The 15,358-nt window shown below is 72.9% G+C and carries 17 protein-coding genes; 6 read left to right on the top strand and 11 right to left on the bottom strand.

Annotation, left to right across the window (positions count from 1 at the left end; genetic code table 11):
- The first annotated feature begins 1 nt into the window (after position 1).
- The 3 genes from AB4Y83_RS10065 to AB4Y83_RS10055 are packed head-to-tail and all read left to right on the top strand — an operon-like array spanning position 2 to position 2,936.
- A complete protein-coding gene (locus AB4Y83_RS10065) occupies positions 2–1,288 on the top strand; it encodes a lipopolysaccharide biosynthesis protein (protein WP_442296760.1) in 1,287 nt (428 codons plus the stop codon).
- Positions 1,285–2,295: a hypothetical protein gene (locus tag AB4Y83_RS10060; protein ID WP_442296759.1), complete on the top strand. Its 1,011-nt coding sequence runs from the start codon at positions 1,285–1,287 to the stop codon at positions 2,293–2,295. The genes AB4Y83_RS10065 and AB4Y83_RS10060 overlap by 4 nt, the downstream gene beginning before the upstream one ends.
- Positions 2,292–2,936, top strand: coding sequence for a sugar transferase (locus AB4Y83_RS10055; protein ID WP_442296834.1), 645 nt, complete (start codon positions 2,292–2,294; stop codon positions 2,934–2,936). Before AB4Y83_RS10060 ends, AB4Y83_RS10055 begins: the two co-directional genes overlap by 4 nt.
- A 42-nt stretch (positions 2,937–2,978) precedes the next feature.
- Here AB4Y83_RS10055 and AB4Y83_RS10050 read toward each other — a convergent pair whose 3' ends face one another.
- The 4 genes from AB4Y83_RS10050 to AB4Y83_RS10035 form a co-directional block, all read right to left on the bottom strand.
- Positions 2,979–4,568: a Rieske 2Fe-2S domain-containing protein gene (locus tag AB4Y83_RS10050; RefSeq protein WP_442296758.1), complete on the bottom strand. Its 1,590-nt coding sequence runs from the start codon at positions 4,566–4,568 to the stop codon at positions 2,979–2,981.
- A 77-nt stretch (positions 4,569–4,645) separates the two neighbouring features.
- Entirely contained in the window at positions 4,646–5,116 is a 471-nt protein-coding gene (locus AB4Y83_RS10045; protein ID WP_442276057.1) for a hypothetical protein, read from the bottom strand.
- Entirely contained in the window at positions 5,113–6,573 is a 1,461-nt protein-coding gene (locus AB4Y83_RS10040; protein WP_442296757.1) for a right-handed parallel beta-helix repeat-containing protein, read from the bottom strand. The genes AB4Y83_RS10045 and AB4Y83_RS10040 overlap by 4 nt, the downstream gene beginning before the upstream one ends.
- 122 nt (positions 6,574–6,695) lie before the next feature.
- Positions 6,696–7,229 (bottom strand): maleylpyruvate isomerase family mycothiol-dependent enzyme, encoded by a 534-nt coding sequence (locus tag AB4Y83_RS10035; RefSeq protein ID WP_442296756.1) that lies wholly within the window; start codon positions 7,227–7,229, stop codon positions 6,696–6,698.
- An 81-nt stretch (positions 7,230–7,310) separates the two neighbouring features.
- On the opposite strand from AB4Y83_RS10035, the gene pyrE reads away from it, so the two are divergent.
- Positions 7,311–7,874, top strand: coding sequence for an orotate phosphoribosyltransferase (pyrE, locus tag AB4Y83_RS10030; protein WP_442296755.1), 564 nt, complete (start codon positions 7,311–7,313; stop codon positions 7,872–7,874).
- On the opposite strand, the gene AB4Y83_RS10025 is transcribed toward pyrE, so the two are convergent.
- Positions 7,838–8,518 (bottom strand): hypothetical protein, encoded by a 681-nt coding sequence (locus AB4Y83_RS10025; protein ID WP_442296754.1) that lies wholly within the window; start codon positions 8,516–8,518, stop codon positions 7,838–7,840. The genes pyrE and AB4Y83_RS10025 overlap by 37 nt on opposite strands.
- A complete protein-coding gene (locus AB4Y83_RS10020) occupies positions 8,515–8,808 on the bottom strand; it encodes a DUF1905 domain-containing protein (protein WP_056772051.1) in 294 nt (97 codons plus the stop codon). Before AB4Y83_RS10020 ends, AB4Y83_RS10025 begins: the two co-directional genes overlap by 4 nt.
- Before the next feature lie 143 nt (positions 8,809–8,951).
- On the opposite strand from AB4Y83_RS10020, the gene AB4Y83_RS10015 reads away from it, so the two are divergent.
- Positions 8,952–9,692: a LemA family protein gene (locus tag AB4Y83_RS10015; protein ID WP_442296753.1), complete on the top strand. Its 741-nt coding sequence runs from the start codon at positions 8,952–8,954 to the stop codon at positions 9,690–9,692.
- A gap of 18 nt (positions 9,693–9,710) precedes the next feature.
- Here AB4Y83_RS10015 and AB4Y83_RS10010 read toward each other — a convergent pair whose 3' ends face one another.
- From AB4Y83_RS10010 to AB4Y83_RS09995, 4 genes are all read right to left on the bottom strand, one after another.
- Positions 9,711–10,661 (bottom strand): TIGR03086 family metal-binding protein, encoded by a 951-nt coding sequence (locus AB4Y83_RS10010; RefSeq protein WP_442296752.1) that lies wholly within the window; start codon positions 10,659–10,661, stop codon positions 9,711–9,713.
- A 91-nt stretch (positions 10,662–10,752) separates the two neighbouring features.
- A complete protein-coding gene (locus tag AB4Y83_RS10005; protein WP_442296751.1) occupies positions 10,753–11,481 on the bottom strand; it encodes a DedA family protein in 729 nt (242 codons plus the stop codon).
- 258 nt (positions 11,482–11,739) lie between these two features.
- Positions 11,740–12,366, bottom strand: a complete 627-nt coding sequence (locus AB4Y83_RS10000; RefSeq protein WP_442276049.1) for a hypothetical protein — start codon at positions 12,364–12,366, stop codon at positions 11,740–11,742.
- Positions 12,363–13,277: an SPFH domain-containing protein gene (locus tag AB4Y83_RS09995; protein ID WP_442276048.1), complete on the bottom strand. Its 915-nt coding sequence runs from the start codon at positions 13,275–13,277 to the stop codon at positions 12,363–12,365. Before AB4Y83_RS09995 ends, AB4Y83_RS10000 begins: the two co-directional genes overlap by 4 nt.
- Before the next feature lie 177 nt (positions 13,278–13,454).
- Here AB4Y83_RS09995 and AB4Y83_RS09990 point away from each other — a divergent pair, with 177 nt between their 5' ends.
- A complete protein-coding gene (locus AB4Y83_RS09990; RefSeq protein ID WP_442276047.1) occupies positions 13,455–14,123 on the top strand; it encodes a TrmH family RNA methyltransferase in 669 nt (222 codons plus the stop codon).
- A gap of 1 nt (position 14,124) precedes the next feature.
- Here the strand turns inward: AB4Y83_RS09990 and AB4Y83_RS09985 are convergent, their stop codons facing one another.
- Positions 14,125–15,303, bottom strand: coding sequence for a citrate/2-methylcitrate synthase (locus tag AB4Y83_RS09985; protein WP_442296750.1), 1,179 nt, complete (start codon positions 15,301–15,303; stop codon positions 14,125–14,127).
- Between the last annotated feature and the right edge of the window lie 55 nt (positions 15,304–15,358).

Raw genomic sequence — 15,358 nt, 5'->3', positions numbered from 1 at the left:
CGTGTCGGTGCGTCTCAACCCGAGCCACGCCTCCCGTCGCCTCCGCATCCCGGGGCGGGCCGTCCTCGACAACCTCGGCGCCCGGCTCGTCGCCGTGGTCGCGCTCGGGATCGGCACGATCCTCGTCGCGCGGGTCGGAGGCGCCGAGGACGTCGGGGTCCTCGCCCTGCTGCGCGTCCTGCCGGGTCTGGTCGGCGTCCTCGCCGCATGTGGTCTGCCGGGTGCGATGGGCTACTTCCTCGCCGGCCCGCACGCGGGGCACCCGCGGCTGTGGCCCACGATCCTCGTGCTGCTCGGCGCCGGCATGGGGATCGGCACCGCGGTGTGGCTGCTGCTCGTTCCCGTCATCCACGCGGTCCTGCTCCCGACGGCGAGCACGCTGGTCATGCTCCTCGCCGGCGTCAGTGTCGCGACCCAGCTGCCGCTCGCCGTCGCCAAGTCGAGCCTCCAGGGGCTCGACGACCGGAAGGGGTCCAACGCGGTCACTGCCGGCGAGGAGGCAGCCTTCCTCCCCGCCTTCGGCGTCGCCTGGCTGCTCGGACTACGCGGGTCCCTGCTGCTCGTCGTCGTGCTCATCGTCGCCGACGTCGTCGTCGCCGGGGCGGGGTGGGCTCGTCTCGTGCGCCAGGTGCACGGCCGGGGGATGCGGATGACCGGGCGTCCCGACCGCCCGCTCGCCCGCAGCATCGTGTCGTTCGGCCTGCTCGGTCAGGTCGGCGGCCTGGTCAACCTGCTCAACCTGCGCCTGGACTTCCTCGTCCTGGGCTCCATCGCCGGTCCGGCACCGCTGGGCGTGTATGCCGTGGCCTCGAAGTTCGCCGAGCTCGTCAGGCTGCCGTCGCTCGCGGTGACCTGGGTCAGCTATCCGCGGATCGCCCGCCTCGGGCCGGAGGCCTCCGCGACGGTCGTGCGTCGACAGCTGCCGTGGCTCGGTGGCGTGGGCATCGTCGGTGCCGTCGTGCTGGCGCTCGCCGCGGGACCCCTGCTGCCGGCCCTCTACGGTCAGGAGTTCGTCGCGTCCGTCGTGCCGGCCGCCATCATCGCCGTCGGCCTCTGCGCCTCACCCGCGGGAGGCCTGGCCGGCGGCTACCTGCTGGGGACCCGGCGCCCCGGCACCGGTTCGGTGCTGCAGGCCGTCGGCCTGCTCGCGACACTCGGACTCGACCTCGCCCTCATCCCGTCGTTCGGGGTGACCGGGGCAGCCGTGGCCAGCGCCGTCGCCTACCTCCTCACCGATGTCAGCACCGTGCTCGTCGTGCGACGGCTCACGGCAGGCACCCCGCGATGACCAGGCGCGTGCTGGCATCGGTCGTCGCGGCGTCGGCCCTTCTCGCCGGCGGCTGCGGTGCGCCGGCCCCGAGCGCGACCCCACGGGCGGCGAGCGTCCTCGGCACCCAGACGCCCACGGACGGACGGTACGCCGAGCTCGTCGACGACCTCAGGGCGACGGGGACCGGCGTCTGGGTCGAGTCCGACGTCGTCAAGGCCTACCTCGCAGGGCCGACCCGTTACCGCCAGGTTCTCCGCACCGCCCTCGCTCTCGCGCGCCGCCGAGGGGTGGCCGGCATCAAGGTCGCCGACGAGCTCGGCTACCACGACGGCACGACCCCGGAACAGGCGGCGGACATGCTGAGGCGCACCGTCGCCGACATCCACGCCTCCTCGCCGGGCACGAAGGTGCTCATCGACGTGGTCGTCCCCGAGCTGGGCTGCCTGTCGTGGACCGCCTCGTCCACGGCGGTCATGCGCATGTGCGGTGCCGGCTCCACGAGCACGAGCCCCGGAGCGAGCCTCGCCGCGGTCGACGGCTACGCCGCCTCCGGGGTGGACGTCATCGACCTCAGCCCGGGTCTGCAGGACGATGCCTGGTACGCCTCCCAGGGCAGCTCCCGCGACGACGCGATGCAGCAGAGCTGGCGCGAGGCCGTACGCCGGTGGGGCACCCGGGTGACCCTCCAGGCGCGCAAGGCACTGGCTCACCCCGGGGCGTACCCCGGCGATGTCGCGAGCGCCGAGGCCGACGTGCACACCTACGTGGACATCCCCCTCGCCGAGGGGGCGAGAGCGGTCGACATCTGGACCTGGGCGCAGCACTACCGCGGCCAGCTCGTCACCCTCGTCGACCCGGGGGACGTCCCGAACGCGCTGACCAGAGCGCTGGAGCAGAGGCGGAAGAAGGGAGCGCGGCTGTGGACACACATGACGCCGTCGGCCTACGTGGTGGACCGGGGACACGACGTCCGCGCGGTGACGAGCCAGTTCGACGTCGTCTTCGTCGCGGCCGGGACCGGCTGAGCACGACGGAACCCACTCGGGTCAGCCGCGCTCGTCGGGTACTTGACGTCGTGGTCGCCGCGGTGGCCCTCGTGCTGAGCGCGCCGGTCGTCGTGGCGGCGGCGGTCGCGATCCGCACGACGAGCCCGGGGCCCGTGCTGTTCCGCCAGGAGCGGGTCGGCGCGGGCGGACGCCCCTTCACCATCCTCAAGCTGCGCACCATGACCTCGGGTGGCGAGGGTCTCGACATCACGATGGGGCGCGACCCTCGCGTCACGAGGGTCGGGGCCCTGCTCCGGCGCACGTCGCTCGACGAGCTGCCGCAGCTGCTCAACGTCCTTCGCGGCGAGATGACCCTCGTCGGCCCCAGGCCCGAGACGGTCGCGTTGGCGCGCCGCTACCCGTCCGGGTGCCGCTGGGTGCTCGAGGCCACCCCGGGACTGACCGGACCCGCGCAGATCAGGATGCGCGACTCACGGGTGCTCGAGCTCCCGCTCGCCGCGGTCTCCTCCGAGCCCGCCCCGGACCCCGAGACGTGGTACCTGGAGCACGTCGTCCCGCGCCGGGTGGACCTCGATGCCGGCTATCTCTGCGCTCCGTCGCTGTCGCGCACCGTGGCCGTGCTGCTCGAGACCGCGGTCTACCTGCTCCACCCCCAGTGAACCGCCGCCGACGACGCGACGACCCGCCCTCCGGTCCCTGCCTCAGCGACCGGACGGCAGCGGCGCCGGCGCCCGGGTCACCTGGAGCGGGTCGCACCTGGCGTTGAGACAGGTCCCGGTCTCGAGGTCGAACTCGAAGTTGTGCCCTAGGCACCGGAGTCTCCCGTCGTGGACGACGGCGCCGTACTGGAGGTCCTCCCCGGCGTGCGGGCAGTAGCGGCTCACGACGTAGTCGCTCTCGCCGTCGGACAGCATGACGGTCTCCGTCGGGTCCCGGTGCGTCTCGTAGCCCTCGATGGCCTCGAGGGCGTCCCGGTCCGCGTGCTTGAGCAGGCCGACGAGGTAGTCGTTGTAGACGTCGGGATCCCGGCTGGCGCGGATGCGCAGCGAGAGGAAGAGGTCCTCCCACCGGATGCGACCCGTGAGCACCGCATCGAGCCAGCGGGCCTCGACCGTCAGGTGGTAGCCGGGCGTCCCACCGACGGGGGCCAGGTCGACCTCCGTCGTCTCGGGCCCCAACCGGACGTCCCACGTGCCGCCCGCCCGGCCGACGACCTCGAAGCGCACCGTCATGCCGATCCTCTGCAGGAAGTAGCCGGACAGGGCTCCGAGCGCGAGGAAGTGGTCGCGGAAGCGCTCGCCCAGCCGGCTCTCCGGCGGGGGGTCCGGCAGCTCTGCGTACACCGCGGCGATCTCGTCGGCGCGCCGGGCGGCATACGCCCTGAGGTACTCGGAGGTGTCGTCGAAGGAGAAGCCGGCCCACGTCGGATCGCGCTCGACGTCACCGGAATCGACGTGGAGACGGTCGCCGGGCAGCAGGTAGAGCGAGGTCTGGCCCGGGAGCCGGTCGCGCAGGAACGCGAGCGCCTGGGCCTGGTCGGGGAAGATGCCGGGAGCCCCGACCGCGGCGTTGTGGTGCGCGACCGCTGGGTCGAGGAAGGCGGGGGGCCCGGCATACGGCATGACGATCTTCGGGGGCGCCGACCGCAGCAGGCGGGTCACCGCGCGGAACTTGCCCAAGCGCTTCTCGGAGCTGATCCGCTCGACGACCTCAGGCGGGTAGTCGTAGCAGATGGGGTGCCACGAAGCCCCGGACATCTGCACCCCCATGACGTCCAGGGGACGCCCGCACTCCTCGGCGGCCCGGCGGAGCTGGCTGACGCTGAGCCGCGCGTCGTTGGTGTGCAGCACGGCGTGCCCGTCCACGTGGACGAGGATGGCGGCGTCGTGGCACATGGGGCTGAGCTCGGGGATGACCGTCACCCAGTCACCGCGGTCGTTCAGGGCCAGCCGCTCCCACGCGTCCAGCTCGATGACGACGTTGCGCAGGCCCGCGCCGGCGATGCGGTTGCGCATCTCCCTCGAGGGGTAGCGCGGGATGACGAGGCGTGTCGATGGCGAGAGCCCTTGCAGCAGTGGCAGGTCCAGGTGGTCCAGGTGCTCGTGTGAGATGGCGACCCAGTCCGCGTCGAGCATCGCAGGCGTCCGCACGTGGGCGTTGTCGGGGAAGGGGAACCACGACCCGAGGAAGGCGCCCCGTGGTGACATCCACGGGTCGCACAGCATCCGCAGGCCGGGCGCGTCGATGCGCAGTCCGGCGTGGCCGAGGGAGGTGACGAGTGGTCCGTTCATGACTCGACGATCCTCCGCCGCGCCTCCGCCGGACACCCGCGTGGGCCGGACCTGCGTCTACGTCGTTTGACGGAGCCTCAGTGTCCGCAGAGCCGACGCAGGGCGGTCAGGTCGGCGCGGACGGTCGCGGCGATGTCGGCGTGGCGGTCGGTGGCCGGTCGGGTCACACTGAGCCGGTAGGCAGCCAGGTCGTCGGCGAGGTTCTGCACGGACTCGCGGGCGTCGTCGGAGGCCGTCGTCCTCGCGAGGCCCCTGGCCCGGGAGAGAACGGTGTCGAGCCCGGCACGGAGGGCCGCCGCGGACGCGCCGTGCGTCGTCGCGGTCGTCGACGCGGTCGTCGACGCGGTCGTCGTCGAGGCGGCCGCGACGAGTGACCCGATATCGGGGCAGTCACCGCCGAGCGGCTGGGACGCGGCGCTCTGCACGGCCGAGGCGCCCCCGCGTGCCGCGCCGGTGAGGACGAAGGCTGATCCGAGCGCGACGACCATCGTCAGAGCGACGCCGAGCAGGAGCTGCCAGCGGTGGGTGGAGGTCGTCGACGCGCTCATGATGTCGCCCCTCTCGTTGTCGGAGGTTGGTACTCGAAGGCGCCGCGGTCGTCGTAGGAGCGCACGCCGACCCCGCTGTTCGTGGTGCTCGGGTCGTCGACCCGAGGACGGCCGGCGGCATCGAGCGCCGGCTGGCCGGGCGCGCCCGAGTCGGCCGAGTCGATCGCCGGCGACCCGGCGCGGAGGCTGAAGTCAGCCTGCGCGGGGCCGTTCCAGCGAGGGTCGGCCTGCTGTGCGTGCGACTCCTGTCCGCTCGCCGCCTGGAACGCCGCCAGGGACGTGTAGGACGTCGATCCCCACACCATCATCGTGCCGCTGACACTGAGGTTCACGAGGTCGTAGTCGAGTCTCGTGCCGAGCTGCGACGTCGCGTCGACGCGGATGTCACCTCTCGTCCGGGGACACTTCACCGTGCCGCCCGCGCCGTTGGGGCACGAGGCCGCGTTGTCGACCGAGATGTTGTCGGCGAAGGTGAACCCGCTCGGGGTGCCCGACGCCACGCCTTCGAGGTTGATGCCGGCCGCCACGTTGTCGTAGACGGTGTTGCCGACGACGGAGCTGCCGGTGACGCCGAAGTCGTCGATGCCGTGGTCGCCGGTGATGCACCCGGCCGTGTTACCGGTCGGCGGGGGGCTGCAGTTGGTCAGGGCAGCGGTCGTGAACCCCTTGTTGTGGTAGCTGACGTTGTCGACGATCGTGTTGCGGTCGCCGCCCGGGTAGGACTGGATGCCGGAGTCCTCGTTGTCGTGGACGCGGTTCCCGCTCACGAGGTTGCCGGGCGCCCGCAGGTCGATCCCGACCGCGTTGCGCACGTAGCCGTACGCGTTCCACGAGCTCTCGTTGCCCGTGATCTGGTTGCCGGTCGAGCCGTTCGTCAGGTAGATGCCGGACGCCGAGTTGTCGGTGACGAGGTTGCCGGTGACGACCGAGCCGGTCATCGAGTTGAGGTACATGCCGTATGCCGTGGCGCCCGACACCGGGCTGCCCGACCCCCGCGCCGTGTTGTTCGACAGCCGGACGCCGGTCGCGTTGAAGACGTAGAACGCGTTGCTCGTGGTGTCCCGGACGGTGAAGCCCGACACGGTGATCCAGCTCTGGTTGGAGATGGTGAAACCGTGCTTGGCGCCCGCGATGGTGACGACGGCGCCCGCGGCCGGCTGGAAGGTGATGGGGGAGCCGGCGGTGCCGGAGTGCCAGGGGAACACCTCGTCGGTGTACGTCCCCGAGGAGACGAGCACCGTCTGCCCCGCGACGGCGACCTTCGCGGCCTTGGCGATGGTGCAGAACGGCACCGCGGCCGTGCCTGCACCGGTGTCCGAGCAGCCGCCGCCGCCCACGTAGAGGTAGGCGGCGGCGCCTGCCGCGGCCCCGACGGAGCTGACCGCGAGGCTCAGGCCGGCCACGAGGGTGCTGAGGGCGAGGACGGCTCGTCGAGCGGGGGTGTGCGGGGGGGCCATGACTCGTCCTTCCCATCCTGCGGCTGCCTGATCCTCCAGTTTGTCCACCGGCCCGCACGATCACCCCCACCGAAAGTGGGAGGACGGCATACGCCCATTGCACGAGGGCGCGCGCGGTCGGGCTACTCGGGCTCCCAGGCGATGAGCCGGTCGATGACCTCTCGGTCGCCCTCGATCGTCAGTGCCTCCAGCGGACGGCGGCCGTAGAACGCGGCGAGGACGATCTCGCTCGCCGTGCCGGTGACGCGGGCATCGACCGGCCCGGCGGTCTCGGGCAAGGGGGCGGTGCGTGCGCCGTCGGCGGAGACCCAGAGCCGCCACGAGCGTCCTTCGGTCGCCGCGTAGTCGACGACGGCGGGCTCGTGCGGCCACGGGCTCGTCGTCGCGCAGCACGTGGAGAGGAACTCCTCGACACCGTCGAGGGCCACGGCGTCGGGGAGCGGCTGAGGCGTACCGACCGTGAGCTGGGCGTCGTACGTGTGCACCGCGATCTCCTGGAGCTGGTGCCGCGCGACCGCGCCGCACGTCCCGGGCGACTGCGAGTCGCCCCACCACGTCCAGCAGCCGCGCTCCGGCCCGGCCTCGCGCAGCGCGTCGAGGAGCTGCCGGGTGGACGCCGCCAGCCAGCCGTCCAGCGCGTCGGGCTCGCTCGTCACGCCGGATGTCTACCACCCGGGCGCGCCCGCCCGACAGCGCTTTTCCGGTCCGACTGACGTGGGGCCCTACGATGGAGCCTCGTGACCGTCACTGACACCGCCGCTGCCCGTGCCCGCCTGCTCGAGATCATCCGAGAGAAGGCGATCGTCCACGGTCGCGTGACCCTCAGCTCCGGCAAGGAGGCCGACTACTACGTCGACCTGCGCCGCATCTCCCTCGACGGGGAGGCCGCGCCCCTCGTCGGGATCGTCATGCGCGAGCTGACCAAGGACCTCACGTATGCCGCCGTCGGTGGCCTGACGCTCGGCGCCGACCCCGTCGCGACCTCGATGCTGCACGCGGCCGCGGCCGCCGGTGAGCGCCTCGACGCCTTCGTCGTCCGCAAGGCCGGCAAGGCGCACGGCCTCCAGCAGCGCATCGAGGGGCCGTCGATCACGGGCCGACAGGTGCTCGTCGTCGAGGACACGACGACGACCGGTGCGTCGCCGCTCGCCGCCGTCGAGGCAGCCCGGGAGGACGGCGCCGAGGTCGTCGCCGTCGCCACCATCGCCGACCGCGCCACCGGCGCCGGCGACCGGATCACCGCCGAGGCCGGCGTGGAGTACCGCTACGCCTTCTCGCTGAAGGAGCTCGGGCTCGCCTGAGGGCCGCCCGGGCGCCGCCCGACGCGCACCTCGAAACCCGCCTGCAGCGCCTCGACCGACGACGGAGGCGTGATCACCGTCGCGATGCCGCCGCGGGGTCGCTCGACGGGCGTGGCGGCATACGTGTTGTCGGGCAGCCACGGCAGCAGGCCGCCGTTGGTGACGACGGCAGGACCCGAACCCAGCAGCACGTAGGTGCCGTCGGGCACGTCACCCCAGGCGTACGCGTGCAGCCGGCGGGTGCGTCGCCGCGGGTCCCAGCGCTCGTCGTGGAGCAGCCGGTCGAGACCGGGCGCCGGCAGGTGGGTCGTGCGATGGCTCGCCGCGACGAGGTCACGGAACCGGCCGAAGTCGGCGCGACGGCACTCGGCGCACGGACGATGCCCGGCCGCGAGGGCGAGCGCCTCGTCGAGGAAGAAGAGCGGCGTGTAGTGGCTGGGGTCCCACTGCCGCACGCGGCGGTCGCGGAACTCGAGCAGGCACGTGATCCACGCGCGTCCGACGTGGTGCCGGCGGACGCCGCGCGTGCCGGCGCCGTCGTGGAGGCGGCCCCGGTTGCCCATGAGGTCGCCCCGCCCGGGGGCCGCGACGACGTCGCCGAGGGGATCGACCCGGTTGCGGGCCGGTGGGTCGAGGCCGCTCACTCGAGGACCTCGAGGACGACGTCGGCGGGGTCGCCCTCGCCGAGACCCTCGGCGTGGCGGACCGCCTTCTTGACCGGCAGAACGTAGGCGCCCCGGCTCGCGTCCGGGAAGACGGACGTCGTCCACGACGTGGCTCCCACGGTCGCCCGGACGCGCACCGAGCCGAAACCCCGCGGCGGCCGCGGGACCTCGCGGATGCGCGCCGACGCGTCGTCGCCGACCGTCACGAAGAACCATCCCGTCTGCGCCTCCCAGCGCCACAGGTCGGCCGTGAACCGGAGCGTCGTCATGCGTCCACGCTAGGGCCCGGCACCGACAGGAACCGGGCGGGCAGCGCCTGCGTCGCACCCGCGACCCGGTCCGCACGCGTGCGCCCAGCACTAGGATCGGCTCGATCGGCACACCGACTCGCCGCCCTCTATCGGGAGAACCCATGATCATCGTCTGGATCCTGCTCGGCCTCGTCGTGCTCCTCGCCGTCGTCGGCGTCGTCATGTACAACGGCCTCATCGGCCTGCGCAACAAGGTCGAGGAGGGCTGGCGCCAGATCGACGTCGAGCTGAAGCGTCGCCACGACCTCATCCCCAACCTCGTCGAGACGGTCAAGGGCTACGCGTCGCACGAGCGCGGCACGCTCGAGGAGGTCATGCAGGCCCGGTCCGCCGCGATGTCGGGCGCGTCGACCCCCGCCGCGGCGGCGCAGGCCGAGGGCCAGCTGAGCCAGGCGCTCGGTCGCCTCATGGCCGTCGCCGAGGCCTACCCCGACCTCAAGGCCAACCAGAACTTCCTCGCCCTCCAGCAGGAGCTGACGAGCACCGAGGACCGCATCGCGAGCTCGCGCCGCTACTACAACGCCCTCGTGCGGGACCTCAACACCAAGGTCGAGAGCGTGCCCTCGAACATCGTCGCCAACATGGCGGGCGTCAAGCGCGCCGAGTACTTCGAGACCCCCGCGACCGAGGCCGTCGCCCCGAGCGTCTCCTTCGGGGGCGACAGCGCCGTCGGGGGCTCCGGCACCCCGGCCGTCTCGGCGTCCACCCAGCCCGGTGCCGTCGGCGGCTCGTCGACCCAGCCGGGGGGCGCGCCCGGCGCGCTGCCGCAGGCCCAGGCCCCCGGTGCCACCCAGCCCGACCCGACGTCCGACTCGGCCGGCCCGGGCACGTCCGGCGCCTGACCGGAGGGTGTTCGGGGCTCAGCCCTTGACGTACGAGAGCTTCTCGCAGACCTTGCCGTCGCGCAGGCGTACGACGTCGATGCCGCGCACGTGGCCGGGCGAGCCGTCCGGGGCGACCCAGGAGAAGCGCCAGCGCAGCACCCCGCGGTCGCCGGCGACGAAGGACTCCTCGGCCGTGAAGAGCGGGCTGCCCGTCTCGGTGAAGAGCGACTCCCACACCGAGCGCACGTCGGTCGCGCCCTCATGGCGTAGGCCGTCCGGCGCCGGTCCGGTGGCCTCGAAGACGCAGTCGTCGGTCATGAGCGACATGATCGCGTCGACGTCGCCCCGTCCGAACGCCGCGACGAAGGCGGTGAAACCCGCATGGTTCGGGCCCCACGTGGCATCCCGTCCGAAGCGCGCTAGGAGGTCGGTCTGCGCGTCGCCGCTGGACGGCATACGCGGTCCGACGGCCCCGCCGGAGCGGTAGGCCTCCTCCATGCGGGCGAACCACGTCGCCACGTCGGCCACGAGCCCCGGATCGAGCGCGCGGCCCTGCCCGATCGCCGCGGCGAGGTCCCAGCCGTGCACGAGGTGGTCGGCCACGAGCTGGCGGACGTACTCGTCCATCGACTCCTCGCCGTAGGACAGCTGCACGGTGCCGTGCGAGGGGAGCGTCTCGGCGACGGTGCCGAGGGCCTCGGTCGCGGCCGACGCCGCGGCGTCCCGGGCGTCCTCACCGAGGAGGTCGCCGTCGAGCCGGCTGCCGACGTCGGCGATGGTGCGGCCGCGCATCAGCGGCGAGGTCCAGAGGTCCTCGCCCGTCACGTGGTTGACGAGGTCCCGCACCGTCCACTCGCTGCACGGCGTCGGCAGGCCCCACTGGTCGTCGGCCACCGAGGCGACCTGCTGCGACCACCACTGCACGCTGCGGTGGTAGGCGCCGCCGAGGTCGGACCCGGTGTGCGGGGTCTCGGTCGTTGCCTCCATGACGTCCTCCTATCGCCCCTGCAGCACCAGTGTGCCCCGGGCTCGGGAGGCGCGTCAGGACATCACGTCAAGACGCGGTCAGGAGGCGGGGTCAGGAGGCGCGGTCGCTGCCCGTCGCGTGGTCCGCGATGTCGCCCGCCGCGTCGGCGGTCTCGGCAGCGAGCGCCTTGGCCCTGCGGCGGTGCTTGACGAACTCGTAGACCATCGGCAGCAGCGACACGGCGACGACGAGCAGGATCGCGACCTCGATGTTGTCGGTGAGCCGCGGGAAGGCCTGCCCGAGGAAGTAACCGAGGAGGGTGAGGCCGGCCGCCCACAGGACGGCGCCGACGGCGCTCCACGTGAAGAAGCGGCGGCGCTCCATCCGGCTGACGCCGGCCACGACGGTGATGTAGGTGCGAACGATCGGGACGAACCGCCCGATGACGAGGGCCTTGTTGCCGTGCCGGTCGAAGAAGTCGGTCGTCTGGTCGAAGTACTTCTTCTTGAGCACCTTGCCGTCGCGCGCATAGAGCGGTGTGCCGAGGGCCCGACCGATCTCGTAGCCGACGACGTTGCCGAGGAAGGCCGACGCGCACAGGATCACGATCGCCACGCCGAGGTTGACGTGCACCTGGCCGGTGGCGATGAACAGGCCCACCGCGAAGAGGAGGGAGTCGCCGGGCAGGATCGGGAAGAGGAGGCCGCACTCGATGAAGACGATGGCGACGGCGATCCAGAAGAAGGCCTCGCCGTACTGCTGGAGCAGGTAGGTGGGGTCCATCCACTTGGGGCCGAGGGCCGGCGCGATGGCCGGCAGGACGGAGGCGAGTGCGTGCATGGGTGACAGGGTATGCCGTGTGCCCGGGAGCGCCTGAATCCGCGCTGTCAGCGCGCTGTGGGGTCTCGAGCGGGTCTCGAAGGGATATCGATGGGACGACGTCCCTTCCGTCGGCGCGCGGACCCGGTTCACGATGGACGCGGGAGCGAAGGAGGAGTGACGGCACCTGCCGGACACTCGGGGTCGTGGACGCTGCGGCGCCCACGACGGCGCGCGTGCCGTCCTCCTCCTGATCCCGTTGCGCGCGCGGCCGCGCCGTCAGGCGATGGGCAGGTCCGCGAGGTTCACGGCGGCCACGGCCACGGTCGCGATGGCGGCCACGACGAGCAGCAGGCGCGCCGGCCGGTAGCGGAAGCTCGACAGGACGCCGGAGAAGAAGAGCGCGACGGCGAGCAGGATCGTGTTGATGACGTAGTCGTGCGCCGTTTCCCCGGCCTGGAGCGCCTGCTTGCCCGAGGCGTCCGCCTTCGCGGTGGCCGCCTCGTAGGGCCCGAGCTGGGCGCTCATGTAGCTCGTGTCGTCGATGAGCCTCGTGGGGGTGCCTCCCGCCTTGATCTCGGCCTCCCAGCGGTCGATGACGGGGAGCAGCTCCTCGCGGATCAGGGTCGCGCGGTAGAAGGCGACGAGCTGGGTGTTCTTCGCCTGCACCGCCTGCGCGTACTGCGCGATCATGCTGCTGTCGTAGCTGACCTTCTGGGTCGCGACGCCGAACAGCCGGCTGGCCTCGACGCGCTGGTCGGTCGACGTGCTCGTCGCGGTGCTCTGCGCCCCGCTCCACTGGGACGCCTGGTAGCCGCACCAGGCCGTCCCGACCGTGGCGAGCCCGAGGACGAGCACCGTGACCATCTCGATGAGACGGTCGACGAAGGAGCCCTCGCGGTTCATTGCTGCTCAGTGCCCGGAGGCTGGTCGGCGGCCGCGGCGGCGCCCTGGGCAGCGGCAGGGTCCTCGCGGACCGTGAGCCCCATCCGGCCGGGACCGTAGCCAGGACGGCGACGGCCCACCTGGACGCCGTCCGAACGCTGCACGAGGTCGCGCCACAGGTCGGTCTCGCGGTAGCGCCAGGCGTCCTCGCGTGCGGTCGTGATCTCCTGCTCGAGCCTGCCGTCGTTCTGGGCCTGGGCGATCCGGGTGGCGGCCTCGGCCTCCTCGAGAGCGAGCTCGAACGTGGCGCGCACCGTGGCCTGGATGACCTCCCCCGTCCGGCCGAGGTCGACGGGCCCGAGCACGAAGCCGGTGACACGGAGGCCGTGCTCCTCCAGCGCGGCGGTGACGGCCTCGGCGAGCCGGGTCTCGGTGTCGGACCGGGCGCGCCCGAAGAGGGTCTCGACCGTGACGGCGGGGTCGCTCAGGGCCCGGCTGATCGCCCGGCCGCTCTCGTCCCGGACCAGTCCGTGGACGCCCTCGGGCCCGAACCGCTCGTGCACCGTGCGCAGCCGCTCGGGGATGATCGCGTAGCGCACCGTGTACGCGACGCCGGCCAGGGCCCGGTCACCGAGGGCGCAGCTGAGGCTGGGGCCGGTGCGGTCGAGCTGCGACACCGCCGACGACGCGTCCTCGCCGGCGCGATAGGCCATCTCCACCGACGGGTACTCGACGACCATCGTCTTGCGCAGGAGCGGCACCCAGTGCCGGCCGGGCGTCAGGGAGTGGTCGGTCGCCCGGCCGTTCTTGAGCACGAGGCCGAGGGCGCCGGCCGGCACCTTGATCATCGAGGCCGTGACGACCATCCACGCGAAGATCGCGAGGATCGGCACGAGGAGCACGACGAGGATCACGGTGGCGGCGGTGCTCATGACCGGCTCCGGCCGGTCGCGGCGAGCGTGGTGACCGAGCCGGTCGCCGGGGTCGTGGTACGCATGGCAGGTCTCCTGTCGCCACCGGACCGCCCCGGTGGGTCGTCCGGCCGTTCGCCCGGTCGTTAGTCTTCCGGGCATCCGATGTGACACCAGACTGAACCGGAAGGGGGACCCGTGGCATCGCCTGAAGGGGGTGAGACCCCGGACGGGCCGGACGCACCGAACGGCCCGACCGTCGCGGTCGGGGTCGGCCCGTGGCAGGGCCCGCGCCCGTCCGGCGACCACTGGGACCCCGAGCTGCTCGAGCACGGCGACCGGCGCAACGTCGTCGACGCCTACCGGTACTGGCGCCACGACGCGATCGTCGCCGACCTCGACGCCCGACGCCACGACTTCCACGTGGCCGTCGAGAACTGGGGCCACGACTTCAACATCGGGTCGGTCATCCGCACGGCGAATGCCATGGGCGCCCGCGCGTTCCACATCGTCGGCAAGCGGAGGTGGAACCGACGCGGGGCCATGGTCACCGACCGCTACCAGCACGAGCACCACCACCCGGACGCTGCCGCGCTCGCCGCGTGGGCCCGGGGCGAGGGGCTCGCCCTCGTCGGTGTCGACAACCTGCCCGGCTCGGTGCCCATCGAGACGTTCGACCTGCCGCGCCGGTGCGTCCTCGTCTTCGGCCAGGAAGGCCCCGGGCTGTCCGAGCCGATGCGGGCCGAGTGCACGGCCGTGCTCCACATCGAGCAGTTCGGCTCGACCCGCTCGATCAACGCCGGCGCGGCTGCTGCCATCGCGATGCACGCCTGGGTGCGCCGGCACGTCTTCGACCAGCGGGTGTAGCTCAGCCCTGCGGGTCGCGACCGCGCCAGCGCAAGGGCTCCTCGGCATACTCCTCGACGACGTGGGCGGCGACGCCGACCGACCTCGCGACCTGGAAGACCACCTCGACCGACTCGGCTGGCAGGCCGAGGGCGTGGAGCACGGCGGCGCTCGCGAGGTCGATGTTGGGCAGCGATCCCGTGCGCTCGGCGACGAGCGCCGCGAGCGCGTCGACGCGCCGCCGCAGCCGGGTGGTGCCGCGCCGACGCCACAGGGCCTCGAGCACGACGTCGGCCCGCGGGTCGCCTTCGGGGTAGAGGAAGTGTCCGAAGCCGGCCACCACGCCCCGCTCGCGCAGCGACCGCGCCACGAGCACGGCCGGGTCGACGCCCTCGGTGAGCAGCGCGTGGGCGGCCACGGGGGCCGCGCCGTGGAGCGGGCCGGCCATCGCGGCGTACGCGGCCGACAGGCAGTCGTGGAGGCCGGCGCGTGTCGAGGCCGCGACGCGCGCGGCGACGGTCGAGGCGGTGAGGCCGTGGTCGAGGAGGGCCACGAGCAGCACCCGGAGCACGGCGACGTCGCCGTCGGCCGTCGGGTCGCCGCCGAGGGCGGTCAGCGTCAGGGCCGTGAGGTCGCCGGACCGGGCGCGGTCCGCCGGACCGGACGACGAGGCCCCCGCCAGGGCGACCGCGGCCCGGACCGCGGGCAGCGCTGCCTGCCTGACCCGCTCGGGGTCCGTGTCCGAGGAGAAGGGGTCGGCCGCCGCGAGCAGCTGCACGGCCACGGGCATCCGCCGCTCGAGCGGCAGGCTCGTCAGGTCGATGGCGGCCGTCTCCGGCAACCCCGAGAAGCCTTGCGGCACCGTCGTCCCCAGCACGACCCCCGCTGCCTCCTCGAGCGACCGCAGGGCGACGACGTCGCTCAGGGCGCGGCCGCGGTAGAAGAGCTCTCCTTCTGCCTGTCGGCTCACGGCGGTGGCGATGCTCCGGAAGCGCAGGACCGGCTGCGGGCCGCCGGGGGGACGGGTCGCCGAGGCGATGGCGTCGATCTGCGCCCGGTCGAAGAGGCTCTCCTGCTGGCCGGGCCGGCGCTCGCTCCGCAGCAGCCCGCGGCTGACGTACGCGTAGAGCGTCGCCCGTTTGACGCCGAGTCGCTGGGCGGCCTCCGTCGTCGTGATCCACGTGCCTCGTGCGGTCGTCACGTCGCCTCCGGGCGGGTCTGGTCGATGGGGTTGATCGGGTCAACTGTTGACGAGA

The sequence above is a fragment of the Terrabacter sp. RAF57 genome, from assembly GCF_052113925.1.
GTDB lineage: Bacteria > Actinomycetota > Actinomycetes > Actinomycetales > Dermatophilaceae > Terrabacter.
This window is presented reverse-complemented; position numbering and strand designations above follow the sequence as displayed.